The sequence below is a fragment of the Roseomonas sp. GC11 genome, from assembly GCF_024437745.1.
GTDB lineage: Bacteria > Pseudomonadota > Alphaproteobacteria > Acetobacterales > Acetobacteraceae > Pseudoroseomonas.
Window position 1 is genome coordinate 19087 of sequence record NZ_JANFNY010000022.1, and the last position, 15913, is coordinate 34999.

Sequence of the window (15913 nt, forward strand, 5' to 3'; positions counted from 1 at the left end):
GGACCGCAAACTTCCCCCGTGCCCCGCCCAGGCCCCCGCCCAGGCCCGCGCCCAGGCTCCCGTCTAGGCTCCCGTCTCCGGCAGGGTGGCGAAGCAGAACCCCCTGGCCTGCAGGCCGGACAGGATGTCTTCCAGGACCAGGGCCAGCGGCTCGCGCCGGCTGCGCACGCCCCAGTGCATCAGCAGAACCTCGCCGGGGCGGATGCTGCGCAGGGCGCGCGCCGCCAGGGTGGCGTTGGGGAAGCGGTCGCTGTCCAGCTCATCCCCCAGGAAGCCATTGGCGCTCCAGCCCTGGTGGCGGAAGCCGGCGGCGGCGGCGAGGCGCAGCGCATTCGGCGTGGTGTGGCCGCCCGGCGCCCGCCACAGCGGCAGCACCCGCGCCGCCGGCGCCAGGGCGCGCAGCGCCGCGATGGGGTGGGACAGCTCGGCGCGCAGGGCGGCGGCGTCCAGCACCTCGCTGCCCTCGCCGGCGCGGCGGGAGGCATAGCGCACGCGCTCCGCCCCGACATCGCCGGCCAGATACCAGTGGCGCCAGGTGTGGCTGCCAAAGGCATGGCCCTCCGCGGCGCGGGCGCGCCAGAAGGGGCCCCAGCTTTCATCCAGCGTCATGCCGCCGCGGAAATCCGGCTCATTGGCGACGAAGAGCGTGGCGCGGATCTCGCGGCGGCGGAGGATGGCGGCGATCATTTCCGCCTCGCGCCCCCAGCCGGTATCGATGGTCAGGTAGAGCGTGCCGGCCCGGCACTGCGCCAGGGCAGGCGTGGACGGGGCCGGTGCAGGGGCCGGGGCGGGGGCCGGTTGAGCGAAGGCGGGGCCTGCCCCCGCCGCTAGCGTCGCCCCCAGCAGGGCCCGGCGGGAAAGGCGCGCCATGCGCCGCTCAGTTGGTGGCCGGCGCGCGCAGCGCCTGGGCCGAGGCATAGAAAATCCCGTGCGGCGAGCGCCCGGCGCGGATGGATTCCACCTTCCCCGCCTCGAAATCGACGACGGCGACCTTGGCGATCCAGCGCTGCGTCACCCAGAGGCGGCCCTGCGGGTCGAAGGAGATATCGTCCGGCCCGCCGGGCACCTTCAGGCTGCGGGTAACGGTGAGCGTCTCCGGGTCGATGGTGGTGATGCGGCTGTCCACCCGGCTGGTGGCGTAGATGGTGTCGCCCTTGAGGTTCCAGAACAGGGCGTGGGCGCCGCGGGCGGTGACGATGCGGCGCTCCACCGCCTGGGTCTCCGGGTCGGCCACGGCGATGTAGTCGCTGCCCATGATGCCGACCAGCAGCTTGCCCCGGTTCCACATCACCCCGGCCGGCTCGGGGCCGATCTCCATGCTCCAGAGATGGTCGAAATTCCCCTCCAGGCTGATGGCGGCCAGCAGGTTGTTGCCCTGGAGGGTGACGTAGACCACCTTGCCATCCGGCCGGAAGGCCAGGTGGCTCGGCATGTCCGGGAGGGAGTGGCGCTTGACCAGGGTCAGCGCCGAGCCGTCCCAGGCATAGATGTCCACCTGATCGCGGCGCAGGCTGGTGATGCAGAGGAAGCGCCCATCCGGGCTGAAGCCCAGGTGGTAGGGGTTGGAGAGCGGCTCCCGCTTGATCAGCTCGCCCGTCAGCGGGTTGAGGAAGAGCATCTCATTGGCGCCGGAATCGCCCACCAGCAGGGTGGAGCCGTCCGGCGTCATGACGAGGTGGTGGACTTCCCGCAGCACGGGGATGCGGCGCTTCTCCTCGCGCGTCGCGGCGTCGAGCACCAGGATATTCGCCTCGCCCGAGTTCAGGACGAAGACGAGATCCCCCGCCGGGCTGGCGGCGGGCGTGGTTCCCCCCTGGGCACCGGCGGCGCGCGGCGCCAGGGCGAGGCCCGGCAGCAGGGAGAGGGCTTGGCGGCGGGAGAGACGCATCAGAACAAGGCTTTCACGCGGGGGAGGCTCTCCCCTGGGGCCTGGGGTGCTTACAGGAAGTTAGCAGGCCCCACCCCTGCGCCGCCAGCACGGGACACCCGGTGCCGCTGCATGGCTGGCCCGCTCATGCCCAGACCGGTGCGCTGCTGAGGGGGCTCACAAAAGGGTTTCCAAAAGCCTCAGGCCTTTGGTGGCTGCGCGGCACTGCCGCACAGGTGCAGAGAGGGGCGAAGCCCCTCTCAAGAGGCGCAGCCTCAACGGCCCACGGCATAGGCCTGCATCAGGCGCGGCGTCGCGGCGGCCACGATCATGCCGTCCCGCCGCCCGGCGGCGCAGACCCGGCCGAGCGACCAGGGCGGTTCCACCCGCACCGCATGCCCCCGCTTCAGCAGGGCGGTGATGGCGGGCAGGCCGATCCGCTCCTCCACCAGAAGGCGGTTGGGGTGCAGGGCGCGCGGGTAGAAGGACTGGGGGAAATGCTGGCTGGTGAAGAGCGGCAGGTCGATCGCCGCCTGGAGGTCCAGCCCGTGATGCAGGTGGCGCAGCAGGACGGCGAGCGTCCATTGGTCCTGCTGGTCGCCGCCCGGGGTGCCGAGGGCCAGGTAGCCCTCGCCCTGGCGGGTGACCAGGGTGGGGGTGAGGGTGGTGCGGGGGCGCAGGCCGGGGGTGACGGTGGAGGGGTGCCCCGGCTCCAGCCAGCCCATCTGCCCGCGCGTGGAGATGGAGAAGCCCAGCCCCGGCACCGCCGGCGAGGATTGCAGCCAGCCGCCGGAGGGCGTGGCGGAGACCATGTTGCCCCAGCGGTCCACCACATCGAGATGGACGGTATCGCCCCATTCCACCGGCAGGGGGGCGAAGGTCGGCTCGCCATGGCCGAGGCCCACCGGCTGCTCCGCCCCGGCCATGGCCAGGACGCGCGCCATGCGCGCCGCCGCCCCTGGCAGGTCGCTCGGGCGCAGGTCGGGGGAGGCGGTTTCACCGATCAGCGCCCGCCGCGCCGCGCCATGCTCCGCCGAGAGCAGGGTGGCCAGCGGCACCTCCACCGCGTCCGGGTCGCCATAGAAGACCTCGCGGTCGGCATAGGCGAGCTTCATGGCCTCCACCACAGTGTGCAGGAAGCGCTCCCCGGCCGGGTCCATGGCGGCGAGGTCATAGCCCTCCAGGATCGCCAGGGCCTGGAGCAGGACGGGGCCCTGCCCCCAGGGGCCGGTCTTGTGGATGGTGTAGCCGTGGTAGTCGCGGCGGGTGGTGGGCTCCAGCCGGGCGCGGTAGCGGGCGAGGTCCTCCCCGGTCAGCAGGCCGGGGTTGCGGCGGCCGGAGGAATCCATCAGCGCGGCGTGGCGGTAGAAGTGGTCCACCGCCTCGGCCACGAAGCCGCGGTAGAAGGCATCGCGCGCCGCCTCGATCTGGCGGATCCGGTCCGGCCCGGCGGCCTCCGCCTCGGCCAGGATGCGGCGATAGGTGGCGGCGATGGCGGGGCTTTTCAGCAGGCTGCGCGGGCGCGGCACCTCGCCGCCGGGCAGCCAGGCCTCGGCCGAGCTGGGCCATTCCGCCAGGAAGAAGTCGCGCGCCGCCAGGATGGAGGAGGCGACGCGCGGCAGCACGGGGAAGCCGTTCTCTGCGTAGTCGATGGCGGCCTCCAGCACCTGGGCCGGCGTCCAGCTGCCGTAATCGCGCAGCAGCAGCATCCAGGCGTCGAAGGCACCGGGGACGACGGCGGGCAGCAGCCCGGTGCCCGGCACCTGCCGCAGCCCGAGGGCGGCGAAGCGCGCGGGTGTCGCCGCCATCGGCCAGGGGCCCTGGCCGCAAATCACCTCTGGCGCGTGGCCGGGGCGATGGAGAATGATGGGCACCTCGCCGCCTGGCCCGTTCAGATGCGGCTCGACGATCTGCAGGGTGAAGCCGGTGGCGATGGCGGCATCAAAGGCATTGCCGCCGCGCTCCAGCACGCCCATGCCGACGGCGCTGGCGATCCAGTGGGTGCTGGCGACGGCGCCGAATCGGCCACGGATCTCGGGGCGGGTGGTGAACATGGCTTTTTCCAGAAACTGGAACCAATCTACCTTGGTTCGTCGCTTTATCCTAGGATGAGTCGTTTTTAGCGGCCAAGGGCAGGAATATGGCTTTGCCCAAAATGAAACCTTTGTATCATGGTTCCATGAGCAAAGGGGACGACGCCCTGCGCGCGCTGCGCGCACACCTCGCCGGACAGAACCTGCCCGAAGGCGCGCGCCTCGCGCCCGAGCGGGAGCTTTCCGCCCGCCTCGCCATCAGCCGCAGGGCGCTGCGCGAGGCTCTCTCCCGCCTGGAGCTGGAGGGCGTGCTCTGGCGCGGCATCGGCCAGGGCACTTTCCTGGGCCCCCGCCCGGCCAGCGAGCCCGCCCGCTCCCTGCCCGTCACCCCGCCGCCGGACATCATGGAGGCGCGGCTGGCGCTGGAGCCGCAGCTGGCCGGCCTCGCCGCCGCCAAGGCCCGGGCCGAGGATCTCACCGCCATCGACCAGGCCGTGCGCCGGGGCGCGGAGACGACGGACCCGCAAAGCTGGGGCCGCTGGGACATGGCCTTCCACCGCGCCGTGGCGCAGGCGGCGCAGAACCCGCTGCTGCTCGGCCTGTTCGACCAGCTCGAGGCTTGCCGCGCCCGTGCCGCCTGGGGCCGGCTGCGCGCCACGGTGACCACGGAGGCCGTGCGCCGCCGCTCGGTGGCCGAGCATCGCCGCATCGCCGAGGCCATCGCCGGGCGTGACCCCGCCGCCGCCCATGCGGCGATGTGGGAGCACCTCCAGGCCGTGGCGCAGTCGGTGCGGGATGCGCTGCGCGCCGGCAATGCCTGGGCTGGCACCCTGCCGCGCGAGGCGCCGCAGCCGCTCCCGCCACAGGCCGTGGCCCGCGGCCAGGCCTGAGCCATGCCGCGCCGGTTCCACCGGCGCGGCCAACCGGACGCTCCCGGAGAAATGCCACACCGGCCCCCCCGCCTGCTGGAAGGTGATGCCATGACTCAGCTTTCGCGCCGTGCCGCCCTTGGTCTGCTGTGCGGTGGGGCCGCCCTGCCCGCCGCGGCCCAGCCCGCCGCCACCTGGCCGGAGCGGCCCGTCACCCTGATCGTGCCCTGGGCGCCGGGGGGCTCCACCGATATCCTGGCGCGCATCGTCGCCGAGCATCTGCGCCATGCCCTCGGACAGCCGGTGCTGGTGGAGAACCGGTCCGGCGCCTCCGGCAATATCGGTTCCGCCGCCGTGGCGCGGGCGGCGCCGGATGGCTACACGCTGCTCTTCGGCTCGATGAGCACGCACGCCATGAATGACGCGCTGTTCAGCACCATGCCGTTCAACGGTGTGGAGTCCTTCAGCCCGATCGCGCTGCTGGCTTATGTGACCAACACCATGGTCATCCACCCCTCGGTGCCGGCGCGCAATGTCGCCGAGTTCATCGCCCATGCGAAGGCCAATCCCGGCAAGCTGAGCTATGCCTCCGCCGGGGTCGGTTCCACCAACCATCTCTGCGCCGCCATGTTCGCGCAGATGGCGGGGATCGAGATGGTGCATGTGCCCTATCGCGGCGGCGCCCCGGCGGTGGTGGACACGGTGGCCGGCCAGACCCAGTTGCTTTTCAGTGCCGGCACGCAGACCTTCGCCCCGGCGCGGGATGGCAAGCTGCGGCTGCTGGCGGTGACCGAGGCGCAGCGCAGCCCGCTGGTGCCTGAGGTGCCGACCCTGGCCGAGACCGTGCCGGGCGCGGTGATGGCGGTGTGGTATGGCGCCTTCGGCCCCGCCGGGATGGACCCCGCGCTGGTCGCCCGCCTCAACCGTGAGATCAACCGCGTGCTGATGCTGCCCGAGGTGAAGGGGCGCATGGCCGAGATCGGCGTGGAGGTGGCCAATGCCACCCCGGCCGAATTCGGCGCGACGCTGCGCGCCGATGCCGTGCGCTGGTCGGCGCTGATCCGCCAGCTTGGCATCACGGCGGATTAAGGGATGGCGGAGACGGGCCTGCTGCTCGCCGCGGGCGAGATCACGCGGCTGGAGGCGGCGCTGGCCGCCCCGGGCCAGCCCCTGGCGATGCTGGTGGCGGTGGAGGAGATGGCGCGCGGCTGGCTTGGCCATGCGCTGTGCACCGCCATGCGCTTCGACGCCGCGACGATGACGGTGCAGCGCCTCTTCAGCACGGACCATGCCGCCTATCCCCCGGGCGGCAGCAAGCCGAAGCGGGACACCGCCTGGGGCCAGCAGGTGCTCATCGAGGGCCGGCCCTTTCTGGGCGAGGGCGAGGCGGCGATCCGCGCCGCTTTCGAGGACCATCCTCTGATCCTGGGGCTGGGCCTGCGTTCCGTGCTGAACCTGCCGGTGCGGCTCAATGGGCAATGCCGCGGCACGCTGAACTTCCTGTGGCGCGAGGCCGCGGTGCCGCCGCCACGCCGTGCCGCCGCCCAGGCGCTGGCGCTGTTCGCCGCCGGGGCCTGGGCGTCGGGCGGGGCTTACTCCGCGTAGCGGAAGCCGGGGAGGGCCTTCACCTGCTCGGCCGTCATGGCCAGGGTGGCGCGTTCATTCCGCACCGCCGGCACCGTGACCTGGCCGAAGGGCAGCGCCACATATTTCTCCCGCAGGCCGAGGCGCCCTTCCACCTCGATGATGGCGAGCACGGCACGGCCCTCGGCATTGAGGATCACATCCTCAATCTCACCGATATCGACATTGTCGCTGCTGTAGACGTCACGATCCGTCAGCGCGTTGACGCTGCGCTGGCTGGCTTCGAGCTGGGTCGGTGTTTGCGCCAGGGCGGGGGCGGCCATCAGCAGGGCGGCCGCGCCGGCCAGGATCAGCGGGTTGCGCATCGGCTCTTGCCTTTCACGTAGCGGGTTATCGGCCCTTGTAACCCGCCATGCCGGGCCGGGTTGCGCGGCAACCCCGCGCAACGCCCCTCTGAAAAACGTTTTTTGGTTCTTTTTTCCAAAAAAGAACCTCTTCTCCCTTAATACTGCTTATAGGGCAGGAACTTCCCGCTCATGGTGATGGCGACGCGGTCGCCGGCGTTGTTCGGTTCGCGCTGCAGATCCATGCGGAAATCGATGGCGCTCATGATGCCGTCGCCGAATTCCTCGTGGATCAGGGCCTTGAAGGTGGTCCCGTAGACCGACACCAGCTCATAGAAACGATAAATGAGCGGATCGGTCGGCACGGCGGTGGGCAGGGAGCCGCGATAGGGTGGCTGCTGCATCAGCTTGATCTCGTAGGCATCGAGCCCGAGTTCGGCGCCGATGGCTTCGGCCGCGGGCTTGGGCAGCGGCATCTGGCCGAGCAGGGCGGCGGTGACGTATTCCTTGGACAGGCCCTCGGCCAGGGCGGCGAGCCCGGCCCAGCTCAGATCGCGCTCGATCTTGATGCGGACGATCTTCTCGGTCAGTTCGGCGCGGGTGGTCATGGCGGGTCTCATCGCGGGTTCGCGGTTGCGGGGTGCTCCGCCGCGCCGATGCGGCGCAGCGGCGGGTGGCGCGGATCGGCGGGGCGGCCGGCGGGCCGTTCCACCAGGAAATCCAGCAGGTGGTTGCGCAGGGCGGCATAGCCGGGCAGGCGGTGCAGCTCCTGGCGCGTCCGGCCGCGCGGCAGGCCGTTCTCGACGATTTCCGCCACGCGGGCATCGGGGCCGCTGGTCATCAGCACGATGCGGTCGGCGAGGAGCATGGCCTCGTCCACATCGTGCGTGATCATGAAGGTGGTCTGCCGGGTGGTGGCGGAGATGGCCACCACCTCATCCTGCAGGGCGCCGCGGGTCAGGGCGTCGAGGGCGCTGAAGGGCTCGTCCATCAGCAGGATGCGCGGCTGGATGGCTAGGGCGCGGGCGATGCCGACGCGCTGCTTCATGCCGCCCGAGAGCTGGGCGGGTTTTTTCCGCTCCGCCCCGCTGAGATGCACGAGGTCGATGTAGCGCTGGCCATGCGCTTCCACCTCGGCGCGCGACCAGCCGGGCCAGCGGGAGCGGATGGCGAAGGCGATGTTCTCGCGCACGCTCATCCAGGGCAGCAGGGCGTGGCTCTGGAAGATGACGGCGCGGTCGAGACCGGGGCCGGTGAGTTCGCGCCCCTCGACGATCACCGTGCCGCCGCTGGCCTGTTCCAGCCCGGCGAGGATGTTCAGCAGCGTCGTCTTGCCGCAGCCGGAATGGCCGATCAGGCAGACGAATTCCCCCGGCATGATGTCGAACCAGATCTCATCGAAGGTGGGGCGGGCATTGCCGGGGTAGAGCTTGCGCAGGCCCTGGAGGGCGATGTGGGGGCGGGTGTTCATTCGCTGTAGCCCACGCGCCGCCCGGCCCAGGCCAGGAGCTGATCCAGCGCCATGCCAACGAGGCCGATCAGCAGGATGGCGATGATGACATCGGTGATCGACAGGTTGTTCCACTGGTTCCAGACGAAATAGCCAATCCCTGTGCCGCCCACGAGCATCTCGGCGGCGACGATGACCAGCCAGGCGATGCCGATGGAGATGCGCATGCCCGTCAGGATGGTGGGCGCGGCGGCGGGGAGGATGACGCGCCACGCCATGCGCCAGCGCGAGACTTCCAGCGTGCGCGCGACGTTCAGCCATTCCCGCCGCACGCTGGCGACGCCGAAGGCGGTGTTCAGTAGCAGCGGCCAGACGGAGCAGATGAAGATGACGAAGATGGCGGAACGCCCGCTATCCTTGATGGTGTAGAGGGCGAGGGGCATCCAGGCGAGGGGTGAGATGGGCTTGAGGATCTGGATGAAGGGATCGAGCGCCTGGCGCAGCAGCGCCGAGGTGCCGATGAGGAAGCCGAGCGGCACGGCGACCAGCACCGCCAGCGCGTAGCCCAGCATGACGCGCAGCAGCGACCAGCCGAGCTGGATGCCGATGCCCTTGTCATTGGCGCCGCGGTCATAGAAGGGATCGGCGAGCAGCTCCGCCAGCCGGGTGGCGACCTGGGCCGGGCCGGGCATGGCGGAGGCGCCCTGTGTGGCCGCCGTGCCCATCAGCGCGGCGTAGTCCGGGTCCATCTGCGCGGCGGTGCCGCCGCCGCCGCTCACCGCCGCCTGCCAGGCGCCGAGGAAAAGCGCCAGCAGCAGCAGGGAGAGGGCGATGGCGCGGGCGCGCTGGCCGGGCCGGGGCATCAGTTGCGCCGGATGGGGAAGGAGGCGAGGTAGTCTTCCGGCTGCGCCGGGTCGAAGGGCTTGCCCATCACCACGATGGTGCGGCCGGTGGTGGCGGGCTCGGCGAAGCCCGCCTCGCGCAGGGCGCGCTCGGCGTCGGTCATGCGGAAGACCTGCCGGCTGATGGCGGCATAGTCCACATCGCCCTTGACCTGCCCCCAGCGCTTCATCTGGGTGAGGATCCAGGTGGCGAAGCTGTCCCAGGGCATGGGGGCGAAGTTCACGCGCTCCGGCACGCGCTGCACCTTGCCGAGGCCATCGGCGAAGGTGCCGGTCAGCACCTGCTCGATCACCGTCTGGGGCTGGTTCAGGTAGTTGGCGGGGGCGATGGCGGCGGCGATTTCCTTGCGGTTCTCCGGCTTCGCGGCGTAGGTGGTGGCCTCGACGATGGCGCGCAGCATGGCGTGGTAGGTATTGGGCGCGGCCTGCGCCATCTCGCGCCCGATGCCGAAGGCGCAGCAGGGATGCCCGTCCCAGATGTCGCGCGAGAGCACATGGATGAAGCCCACGCCGTCATAGACCGCGCGCTGGTTCATCGGGTCGGGGCCGAGGAAGCCATCCAGATTCTCGGCGCGCAGGTTGGCGACCATTTCCGGCGGCGGGACGGCGCGGATCTGCACGTCGCGGTCCGGGTCCAGGCCGTGCTCGGCGAGGTAGTAGCGCAGCAGGTAGTTGTGCATGGAGTAGTCGAAGGGCACAGCGAACTTCATGCCCTTCCATTCGCGCGGGTCGCGCCGGTCCTTATGCTTCATGGCCAGGGTGATGGCCTGGCCGTTGATGTTCTCGATGGCGGGGACGGTCCAGGGCACGGGGTTGGAGCCCACGCCCATGGAGATGGCGAGCGGCATGGGCGCCAGCATGTGGGCGGCGTCGTATTCGCCGTTCAGCGCCTTGTCGCGGATGATGGCCCAGCCGGCGGTTTTCACCACCTCGGCATTCAGGCCCTGGCGGGCATAGAAGCCCATGGGCGCGGCCATGATGATGGGGGTGGCGCAGGTGATGGGGATGAAGCCGATCTTCACCTCCTTCTTCTCCAGGGTGCCGGGGGCCTGGGCGAAGGCCTCGCGCGCCGTGGCGAGGGGGAAGATTTCGGTCAGTGCCGCCATCAGCGTGCCGGCGCCGACGGTTTTCAGCAGGCGGCGCCGGGCGGCATCAGTGCCGAGGATGGCGCGCAGCACGGCGGTGTCCACGGCCTCGGCGGCGGCGTCTTCGAGGCTGGCGGGGGAGTCGCAGGCGAGGCGGGCGCTGCCATGGCGGGGGCAGCCGCAGCCGGTGCCCAGGCAGGCCTCGGGGTCGAAGGGATCGGGGAAGAAACGCGCCATGACTCGCTCCCACTGCTGGCCCGCGCGGCCGGCGGACGGGGTTGTGGCAGCAAGGGGCGTGCCAGGGTTCTTTTTCAGCAAGCCCTTGGGAAATTTCGTTTTCTGGGAGGGTGACTATTAACGAAATTTCGTAATCCACGAAAATTCGTAGCCTTCACCACGAAATTCCGTAGCCTTCGTGCCATGCTCCATGCCCTGTTCGAGGCCACCCCCGCCGCCACCCTCCTGATCGAACCGATGGAGGACCGCGTCCTGGCCGCCAACCCCGCCGCTGCCCGGCTGCTGGGCCTGGCGCCGGAAGCGTTGCGCGGCAGCCGCGCCAGCCTGCTCTTCCCCGGCCAGGGCAGTGCGCTCATCCTCTTCACCCAGTCGGTGCTGGAGCATGGCGAGGGCTGGACGCGTGGCCTCGGCCTGCGCGATGGCGCGGGGCGGATGCGCGACATGGAATGCCTGGCCCGGCGCTGCGACATGCCGGGCCAGCCCTGCTTGATCCTTGTGCTGGAGGATCTCCAGGCACGCGAGCGGCGTGACATGGAGTCCGAGGCCGAGGCCTATCTGCGCCGCGGCCTCACCGGCTGGCGCCGCGCCGAGGAATTGTTCCGCGAGATCGAGCAGGAAAACCGCCTGATCCTGAATGCGGCGGGGGAGGGGATTTTCGGCGTCAACGCGCAGGGCATCACCACCTTCCTCAACCCCGCCGCCGAGCGCATCCTGGGCTGGCCGGCGGCGGAGATCGTCGGCCGCAACATGCACAGCACGGTGCACCACCATCATGTGGATGGCACGCATTACGCCGATGAGGATTGCCCGATCTACGCGGCTTTCCGCAATGGCATCGTGCATGAGGTGCACAACGAAGTCTTCTGGCGCCGCGACGGGACGCCCGTCTGGGTCGAATACACCTCGACGCCGATCCTGGATGCGGGCCGGCCGGTGGGCGCCGTGGTGGTGTTCCGCGATGTCACCCGGCGCAAGGAGGCGGAGGACCGGCTGCGGCTGGCGCTGGAGGAGGTGGACCGCCTGCGTGAGCGGCTGGAGCTGGAGAATGCCTATCTCCAGGAGGAAATCCGCGGCGACAGCCATGGCGAGATCGTCGGCCGCAGCGCGGCGACGCAGACGGTGATCCGGCAGGTGGAGCTGGTGGCGCCCACCGGTGCCACCGTGCTGATCACCGGCGAATCCGGCACGGGCAAGGAGTTGATCGCCCGCGCCATCCAGGCCGCCAGCACGCGGCGGGACCGCCCGCTGATCCGCGTCAACTGCGCCGCCATCCCGCGCGAATTGTTCGAGAGCGAATTCTTCGGCCATGTGAAAGGCGCCTTCACCGGGGCGCTGCGCGACCGGCTGGGCCGCTTCGAGCTGGCGCATGGCGGCACGCTTTTCCTCGACGAGGTGGGCGAGATCCCGCTGGAGTTGCAGGGCAAGCTGCTGCGCGTGCTACAGGAGGGGCAGTTCGAGCGTGTGGGCGAGGAACGCACGCGCAGCGTCGATGTCCGTGTCATCGCCGCCACCAACAGGGATCTCCAGGAGGAGGTGCGGCGCGGCGCCTTCCGCCAGGATCTTTTCTTCCGGCTGAACGTCTTTCCGATCCACTCCCTTCCCCTGCGGGCGCGGGTGGAGGACATCCCGCCGATCGCGGCGCATGTGCTGGCGCAGATCGGCCGCAAGCTGCGCCTGCCGGGGCTGGCGCTGACACAGGGCGATGTGCAGCGGCTCTGCCGCTATGACTGGCCTGGCAATGTGCGCGAGCTGGAGAATGTCCTGGAGCGCGCCGCCATCCTGGCGCGGGGCGGACGGTTGTGGCTGGACCTGCCGCAGGGGCTGCCCCCGGCCTCCGGCCCGGTGCCGCAGCCGCGTTCCGGCACGGCGGTGGAGACGGAGGCGGAACGCCGTGACCGCGAGCGCGCCAATATCGCGGCGGCGCTGGCGGCCTGTGGCGGGCGGGTTTTCGGCCCGGGCGGGGCGGCGGTGCTGCTCGGCATCCCGCCCACCACGCTGGCCTCCCGGCTGCGGCGGCTCGGGCTGCGCGGTCAAGGCTGAGGGGGCGGGGCTGAGGGGGCGGGGCTGAGGGGGCGGCCTGCCCGTTCGCGCGCCGCCCGGGGCGGGCGGTTGCCGCCACGATGGGCGCCCGGCGCGGCGCCTGGGATGCGTTTTTTCAGCTTCGGCAGAAAAAACATACTTGCGTGTTTGTTTTTTCCGCCCTTCGCTGGGCCTCCCATGACGAGCCCATCGCCCCGCCGCACCCAGGAAGCCCGCCGCGAGGAAACCCGCCAGCGCCTGCTGCGCGCCACCATCGCCCTGCTGCTGGAGCGCGGCTATTCGCGCCTGACCACGCCGGATATCGCGCGGGCCGCGGGTGTCTCGCGCGGGGCGCTGACGCATCACTTCGTCAACAAGGAAGACATCGTCGTCCGCGCCATCGCCTTCCAGCTGGACGAGGTGACGGAAGGGCTGCGCCGCATGTGCGAGGGCGCGCCGGTGCTGAGCACCGAGCAGGTGGTGGATTATCTCTGGCGGATGATGGCGGAGGGCCTGTTCTACGTGACCATGGAGTATCTTCCCGAGGCCCGCCACAATGAGGCGTTCCGCGCCCGGCTGCGCCCGGTGGTGCGGGAGTTCCACGCCGCGCTGGACGCCATCTGGGACCGGCTCTCGGCGGCGGCCGGTATTCCGGCGGAGCAGGCGCGGGTTTCGCTCAATGCCACCATGTGCCTCTTCCGTGGCATGATCGCGCAGACCGTGCTGCGCGATGATCCTGCCTATTACGCGGAACTTCTCGACTACTGGAAGCGCCACCTGCGCGGCGGCCTCGGCATGCCGAGGGCCGCGGCATGAGCGCGGCGCTCGAAGTCCACGGCATCACGCGCTCCTTCTTCGGCGTGGCCGCCCTGCGCGGCGTCCGCTTCGCGGTGCCGGAGGGCAGCATCACCGGGCTGATCGGCCCCAATGGCGCCGGCAAGTCGACGCTGCTGAATGTCGTCTCCGGGCTGCTGCGCCCGGATGGCGGCACGGTGCGCTTCCTGGGCGATGAGGTCACCGGCTTCGCGCCGCACCGCCTGGCCGCGCGCGGCCTGACGCGAACTTTCCAGGTGGCGCGCGGCTTTCCGCGCATGAGCGTCTTCCAGCATTTCATGCTCTATGGCCCGCGCCAGCCGGGGGAGGGCCTGTTGCAGGGCCTCTTCCGCGGCGCCGCAGCGCGGCGGCGGGAGGAGGAACTGGCCGAGCGCGCGCTGGGTATCGCGCGCCGCCTGCGCCTCGCGCCGCTGCTGGACGCGCCGGTGACGGCGCTCTCCGGCGGGCAGAAGAAACTGGTCGAGATCGGCCGCACGCTGATGGCGGAACCGCGCATGATCCTGCTCGACGAGCCGATGGCCGGCGTCAATCCCTCGCTCGGCGCCGAGATCGCCGCGCATCTGCAATCCCTGAATGCGGAGGGCATCACGCTCTGCCTCGTCGAGCATGACATGCCGCTGATCCGCCAGCTTTGCGGCCATGTGGTGGTGATGGCGGAGGGCCGCACCCTGGTCACCGGCAGCTTCGACGAGGTCGTGGCGCATCCTGAGGTGCAGGAAGCCTATCTGGGGCACCGCGCATGAGCGCGCCGCTGCCGCTCGTCGCCGAGGGCCTGGTGGCCGGCTATGGCGCTGCCGAGCAGATCCTCAAGGGCGCCTCGCTCTGCGTGCGGCCGGGCGAGATCGTCACCATCATCGGCCCGAATGGTGCGGGCAAATCGACTTTCCTGAAGGCGGTGGCCGGGCTGGTGCGGCTTTCGGGCGGCCGCATCACCGTCGCCGGGCAGGATGTCACGGCGCGCGATGCCACAGGCCGCGCCCGTGCCGGCCTCGCCTTCGTGCCACAGGAAGCGAATGTCTTCGGCCGGCTGACGGTGGCCGAGAATCTGTCCGTCAGCGGTTTCCTCGATCCCGCCGCGACGGCACGGCGGGTGGAGGAGCAATATGCCCGCTACCCCATGTTGGCGGTGAAGCGGCGGGCGCTGGCGCGCACCCTCTCCGGCGGGCAGCGGCAGATCCTGGCGATGGCCATGGGGCTGATGTCCGCCCCCTCGCTGATCCTGCTGGATGAGCCCACCGCCGGCCTCTCGCCCCGCGCGGCGGATGAATTGTTTGAAGCCGTCATCGCGCTCAACCGCGATGGCCTGCCGGTGCTGATGGTCGAGCAGCATGCGGTGGAGGCGCTCGAAATCTCGCATCGCGGCTATGTTCTGGTCTCCGGCCGCAACAGCGCGGAGGGTCCCGGCCCCGCCCTCGCGCGCGATCCGGAGATTCGCCGTCTGTTCCTGGGTGGCTGAGGCATGGGAGAGCGTGACATGACTGATCCTCGTTCCGGATTCTCGCGCCGCGCGCTGCTTGCGGCGGGCATGGGCGCCGTGGCGCTGCCTTTCCTGCCGGCCGCCGCGCGCGCGCAGGGCAGCGGCCCGCTGCGCATCGCCGCGCTCTCGCCGCTGAGCGGTGCGGGTGGCACCTATGGCCCCTCGATGGTCAAGGCCATTCGCGCCGTCGTCGAGGAAGCCAACGCCGCGGGCGGCATTCTCGGCCGCCCGGTGGAACTGGTGGTCGAGGACGACCAGACCAGCCCCGAAGCCGCCGTGCGCGCCATGCGCAAGCTGATTGACGTGGATCGTGTGGTGGCCGTGGCTGGCGTCTGGTCCTCCGCCGTCGCCGCGGCCATCGCGCCGCTGTGCTGGGAGAGCGGCACCTTCCTCGCCACCTGCGCCGGGGCCGATGCGCTGACCAACCTGCCGCACCAGGGCTTCCTGGCGCGCACCCAGCCCAATACGACGCTGCAGGGCCGCAAGTTCGGTGAATTCGCGCTGAGCCAGGGCGCCAGGCGCGTCTTCATGCTCTCCCCGCAGACGCCCTTCGTGCAGAGCCAGTTCGACAACATCACCGCAGCCGTCAAGGCCCAGGGCGGCGAGACGGAACTTCTTGTCTATGACGACAAGAAGCCGTCCTACCGCTCGGAACTCCAGCAGGCGCTGCGTTTCCGCCCTGACGCCATCGTGCTCGGCGGCTATCTGCCCGACACGACGGTGCTGGTGAAGGATATGCTGCGCGCCGGCTTCGCCGGCACGCGCATCGCCTTCGCCTATTCGGTCAACCAGAAGCTGGTGGACAGCGTGCCCGCCGAAGCGGTTGAAGGCATCTACACCATCGCGCCCTCGCCGGCCGAGAACTCACCGGCCTGGAAGCATATGACGGAGCAGGCCGGCACCACCACGCCGGACCCCTATTCCACCCAGAGCTATGATCAGGCGAATCTCGTGCTGCTGGCCCTCCAGGCCGCCGGCACGGCGAGCGGCACCGCCATCCGCGACACGCTGCGCAAGATCAGCCAGACGCCAGGCGGCACGGTGGTCAGCCGTGTGACCGAGGGCCTTGCCGCGCTGAAGGCCGGGCAGGCGCTGAACTACGAAGGTGCCAGCGGCCCGTGCGACTTCACGGAGAAGGGCGACATCATCGACTGTCAGTTCCGCTATGAGCAGGTGAAGGCTGGCAAGCTCACCCTGCTGCGCATCGCCTGA

Annotated in this window: 16 protein-coding genes; 8 read left to right on the top strand and 8 right to left on the bottom strand. The window is 70.6% G+C overall.

Going from position 1 to position 15913, the window contains the following annotated elements; all coding sequences use genetic code 11:
- Window positions 1–63: 63 nt before the first annotated feature.
- The 3 genes from NON00_RS09020 to NON00_RS09030 all read right to left on the bottom strand — a co-directional run bounded on the left by NON00_RS09020 (window position 64) and on the right by NON00_RS09030 (window position 3921).
- Window positions 64–870: a polysaccharide deacetylase family protein gene (locus NON00_RS09020; RefSeq protein WP_256019983.1), complete on the bottom strand. Its 807-nt coding sequence runs from the start codon at window positions 868–870 to the stop codon at window positions 64–66.
- 7 nt (window positions 871–877) lie between these two features.
- Window positions 878–1888, bottom strand: a complete 1011-nt coding sequence (locus NON00_RS09025) for a YncE family protein (RefSeq protein ID WP_256019985.1) — start codon at window positions 1886–1888, stop codon at window positions 878–880.
- A gap of 254 nt (window positions 1889–2142) precedes the next feature.
- Window positions 2143–3921, bottom strand: coding sequence for a gamma-glutamyltransferase family protein (locus NON00_RS09030; protein WP_256019986.1), 1779 nt, complete (start codon window positions 3919–3921; stop codon window positions 2143–2145).
- Window positions 3922–4046: 125 nt separating this feature from the next.
- Between NON00_RS09030 and NON00_RS09035 the strand changes: the two genes are divergently transcribed.
- From NON00_RS09035 to NON00_RS09045, 3 genes are all read left to right on the top strand, one after another.
- Complete coding sequence (locus tag NON00_RS09035; RefSeq protein WP_256019987.1) at window positions 4047–4790, top strand: FadR/GntR family transcriptional regulator; 744 nt, start codon at window positions 4047–4049, stop codon at window positions 4788–4790.
- A gap of 90 nt (window positions 4791–4880) precedes the next feature.
- Window positions 4881–5858, top strand: coding sequence for a tripartite tricarboxylate transporter substrate binding protein (locus NON00_RS09040; RefSeq protein ID WP_256019988.1), 978 nt, complete (start codon window positions 4881–4883; stop codon window positions 5856–5858).
- Window positions 5859–5861: 3 nt separating this feature from the next.
- Window positions 5862–6374: a GAF domain-containing protein gene (locus NON00_RS09045; protein ID WP_256019989.1), complete on the top strand. Its 513-nt coding sequence runs from the start codon at window positions 5862–5864 to the stop codon at window positions 6372–6374.
- Here NON00_RS09045 and NON00_RS09050 read toward each other — a convergent pair.
- From NON00_RS09050 to NON00_RS09070, 5 genes are all read right to left on the bottom strand, one after another.
- Window positions 6362–6718 carry a PRC-barrel domain-containing protein gene (locus tag NON00_RS09050; RefSeq protein WP_256019991.1) on the bottom strand — a complete coding sequence of 119 codons (357 nt, stop codon included), beginning with the start codon at window positions 6716–6718 and terminating at the stop codon, window positions 6362–6364. The genes NON00_RS09045 and NON00_RS09050 overlap by 13 nt on opposite strands.
- A 137-nt stretch (window positions 6719–6855) precedes the next feature.
- On the bottom strand, window positions 6856–7317 hold the full coding sequence (gene cynS, locus NON00_RS09055; RefSeq protein ID WP_256019993.1) for a cyanase: 462 nt from the start codon (window positions 7315–7317) through the stop codon (window positions 6856–6858).
- Window positions 7314–8168, bottom strand: coding sequence for an ABC transporter ATP-binding protein (locus tag NON00_RS09060; protein WP_256019994.1), 855 nt, complete (start codon window positions 8166–8168; stop codon window positions 7314–7316). Before NON00_RS09060 ends, cynS begins: the two co-directional genes overlap by 4 nt.
- The gene (ntrB, locus tag NON00_RS09065) at window positions 8165–9010 is read right to left on the bottom strand and encodes a nitrate ABC transporter permease (RefSeq protein WP_256019996.1); all 846 of its coding nucleotides are present in this window, start codon (window positions 9008–9010) and stop codon (window positions 8165–8167) included. Before ntrB ends, NON00_RS09060 begins: the two co-directional genes overlap by 4 nt.
- On the bottom strand, window positions 9010–10371 hold the full coding sequence (locus tag NON00_RS09070; RefSeq protein ID WP_256019997.1) for a CmpA/NrtA family ABC transporter substrate-binding protein: 1362 nt from the start codon (window positions 10369–10371) through the stop codon (window positions 9010–9012). Before NON00_RS09070 ends, ntrB begins: the two co-directional genes overlap by 1 nt.
- Before the next feature lie 183 nt (window positions 10372–10554).
- Here NON00_RS09070 and NON00_RS09075 point away from each other — a divergent pair, with 183 nt between their 5' ends.
- From NON00_RS09075 to NON00_RS09095, 5 genes are all read left to right on the top strand, one after another.
- The gene (locus NON00_RS09075; protein ID WP_256019998.1) at window positions 10555–12411 is read left to right on the top strand and encodes a sigma 54-interacting transcriptional regulator; all 1857 of its coding nucleotides are present in this window, start codon (window positions 10555–10557) and stop codon (window positions 12409–12411) included.
- A 177-nt stretch (window positions 12412–12588) separates the two neighbouring features.
- Window positions 12589–13206, top strand: coding sequence for a TetR/AcrR family transcriptional regulator (locus NON00_RS09080; protein ID WP_256019999.1), 618 nt, complete (start codon window positions 12589–12591; stop codon window positions 13204–13206).
- Window positions 13203–13967 (top strand): ABC transporter ATP-binding protein, encoded by a 765-nt coding sequence (locus tag NON00_RS09085; RefSeq protein ID WP_256020000.1) that lies wholly within the window; start codon window positions 13203–13205, stop codon window positions 13965–13967. Before NON00_RS09080 ends, NON00_RS09085 begins: the two co-directional genes overlap by 4 nt.
- Window positions 13964–14680: an ABC transporter ATP-binding protein gene (locus NON00_RS09090; protein WP_256020002.1), complete on the top strand. Its 717-nt coding sequence runs from the start codon at window positions 13964–13966 to the stop codon at window positions 14678–14680. The genes NON00_RS09085 and NON00_RS09090 overlap by 4 nt, the downstream gene beginning before the upstream one ends.
- A gap of 18 nt (window positions 14681–14698) precedes the next feature.
- Window positions 14699–15913: an ABC transporter substrate-binding protein gene (locus NON00_RS09095; RefSeq protein WP_256020003.1), complete on the top strand. Its 1215-nt coding sequence runs from the start codon at window positions 14699–14701 to the stop codon at window positions 15911–15913.

What these genes read in the sequence shown, in the direction of transcription:
- NON00_RS09020 (WP_256019983.1), bottom strand. Translation starts at nt 870, where the DNA reads ATGGCGCGCCTTTCCCGCCGGGCCCTGCTGGGGGCGACGCTAGCGGCG.
- NON00_RS09025 (WP_256019985.1), bottom strand. Translation starts at nt 1,888, where the DNA reads ATGCGTCTCTCCCGCCGCCAAGCCCTCTCCCTGCTGCCGGGCCTCGCC.
- NON00_RS09030 (WP_256019986.1), bottom strand. Translation starts at nt 3,921, where the DNA reads ATGTTCACCACCCGCCCCGAGATCCGTGGCCGATTCGGCGCCGTCGCC.
- NON00_RS09035 (WP_256019987.1), top strand. Translation starts at nt 4,047, where the DNA reads ATGAGCAAAGGGGACGACGCCCTGCGCGCGCTGCGCGCACACCTCGCC.
- NON00_RS09040 (WP_256019988.1), top strand. Translation starts at nt 4,881, where the DNA reads ATGACTCAGCTTTCGCGCCGTGCCGCCCTTGGTCTGCTGTGCGGTGGG.
- NON00_RS09045 (WP_256019989.1), top strand. Translation starts at nt 5,862, where the DNA reads ATGGCGGAGACGGGCCTGCTGCTCGCCGCGGGCGAGATCACGCGGCTG.
- NON00_RS09050 (WP_256019991.1), bottom strand. Translation starts at nt 6,718, where the DNA reads ATGCGCAACCCGCTGATCCTGGCCGGCGCGGCCGCCCTGCTGATGGCC.
- cynS (WP_256019993.1), bottom strand. Translation starts at nt 7,317, where the DNA reads ATGAGACCCGCCATGACCACCCGCGCCGAACTGACCGAGAAGATCGTC.
- NON00_RS09060 (WP_256019994.1), bottom strand. Translation starts at nt 8,168, where the DNA reads ATGAACACCCGCCCCCACATCGCCCTCCAGGGCCTGCGCAAGCTCTAC.
- ntrB (WP_256019996.1), bottom strand. Translation starts at nt 9,010, where the DNA reads ATGCCCCGGCCCGGCCAGCGCGCCCGCGCCATCGCCCTCTCCCTGCTG.
- NON00_RS09070 (WP_256019997.1), bottom strand. Translation starts at nt 10,371, where the DNA reads ATGGCGCGTTTCTTCCCCGATCCCTTCGACCCCGAGGCCTGCCTGGGC.
- NON00_RS09075 (WP_256019998.1), top strand. Translation starts at nt 10,555, where the DNA reads ATGCTCCATGCCCTGTTCGAGGCCACCCCCGCCGCCACCCTCCTGATC.
- NON00_RS09080 (WP_256019999.1), top strand. Translation starts at nt 12,589, where the DNA reads ATGACGAGCCCATCGCCCCGCCGCACCCAGGAAGCCCGCCGCGAGGAA.
- NON00_RS09085 (WP_256020000.1), top strand. Translation starts at nt 13,203, where the DNA reads ATGAGCGCGGCGCTCGAAGTCCACGGCATCACGCGCTCCTTCTTCGGC.
- NON00_RS09090 (WP_256020002.1), top strand. Translation starts at nt 13,964, where the DNA reads ATGAGCGCGCCGCTGCCGCTCGTCGCCGAGGGCCTGGTGGCCGGCTAT.
- NON00_RS09095 (WP_256020003.1), top strand. Translation starts at nt 14,699, where the DNA reads ATGACTGATCCTCGTTCCGGATTCTCGCGCCGCGCGCTGCTTGCGGCG.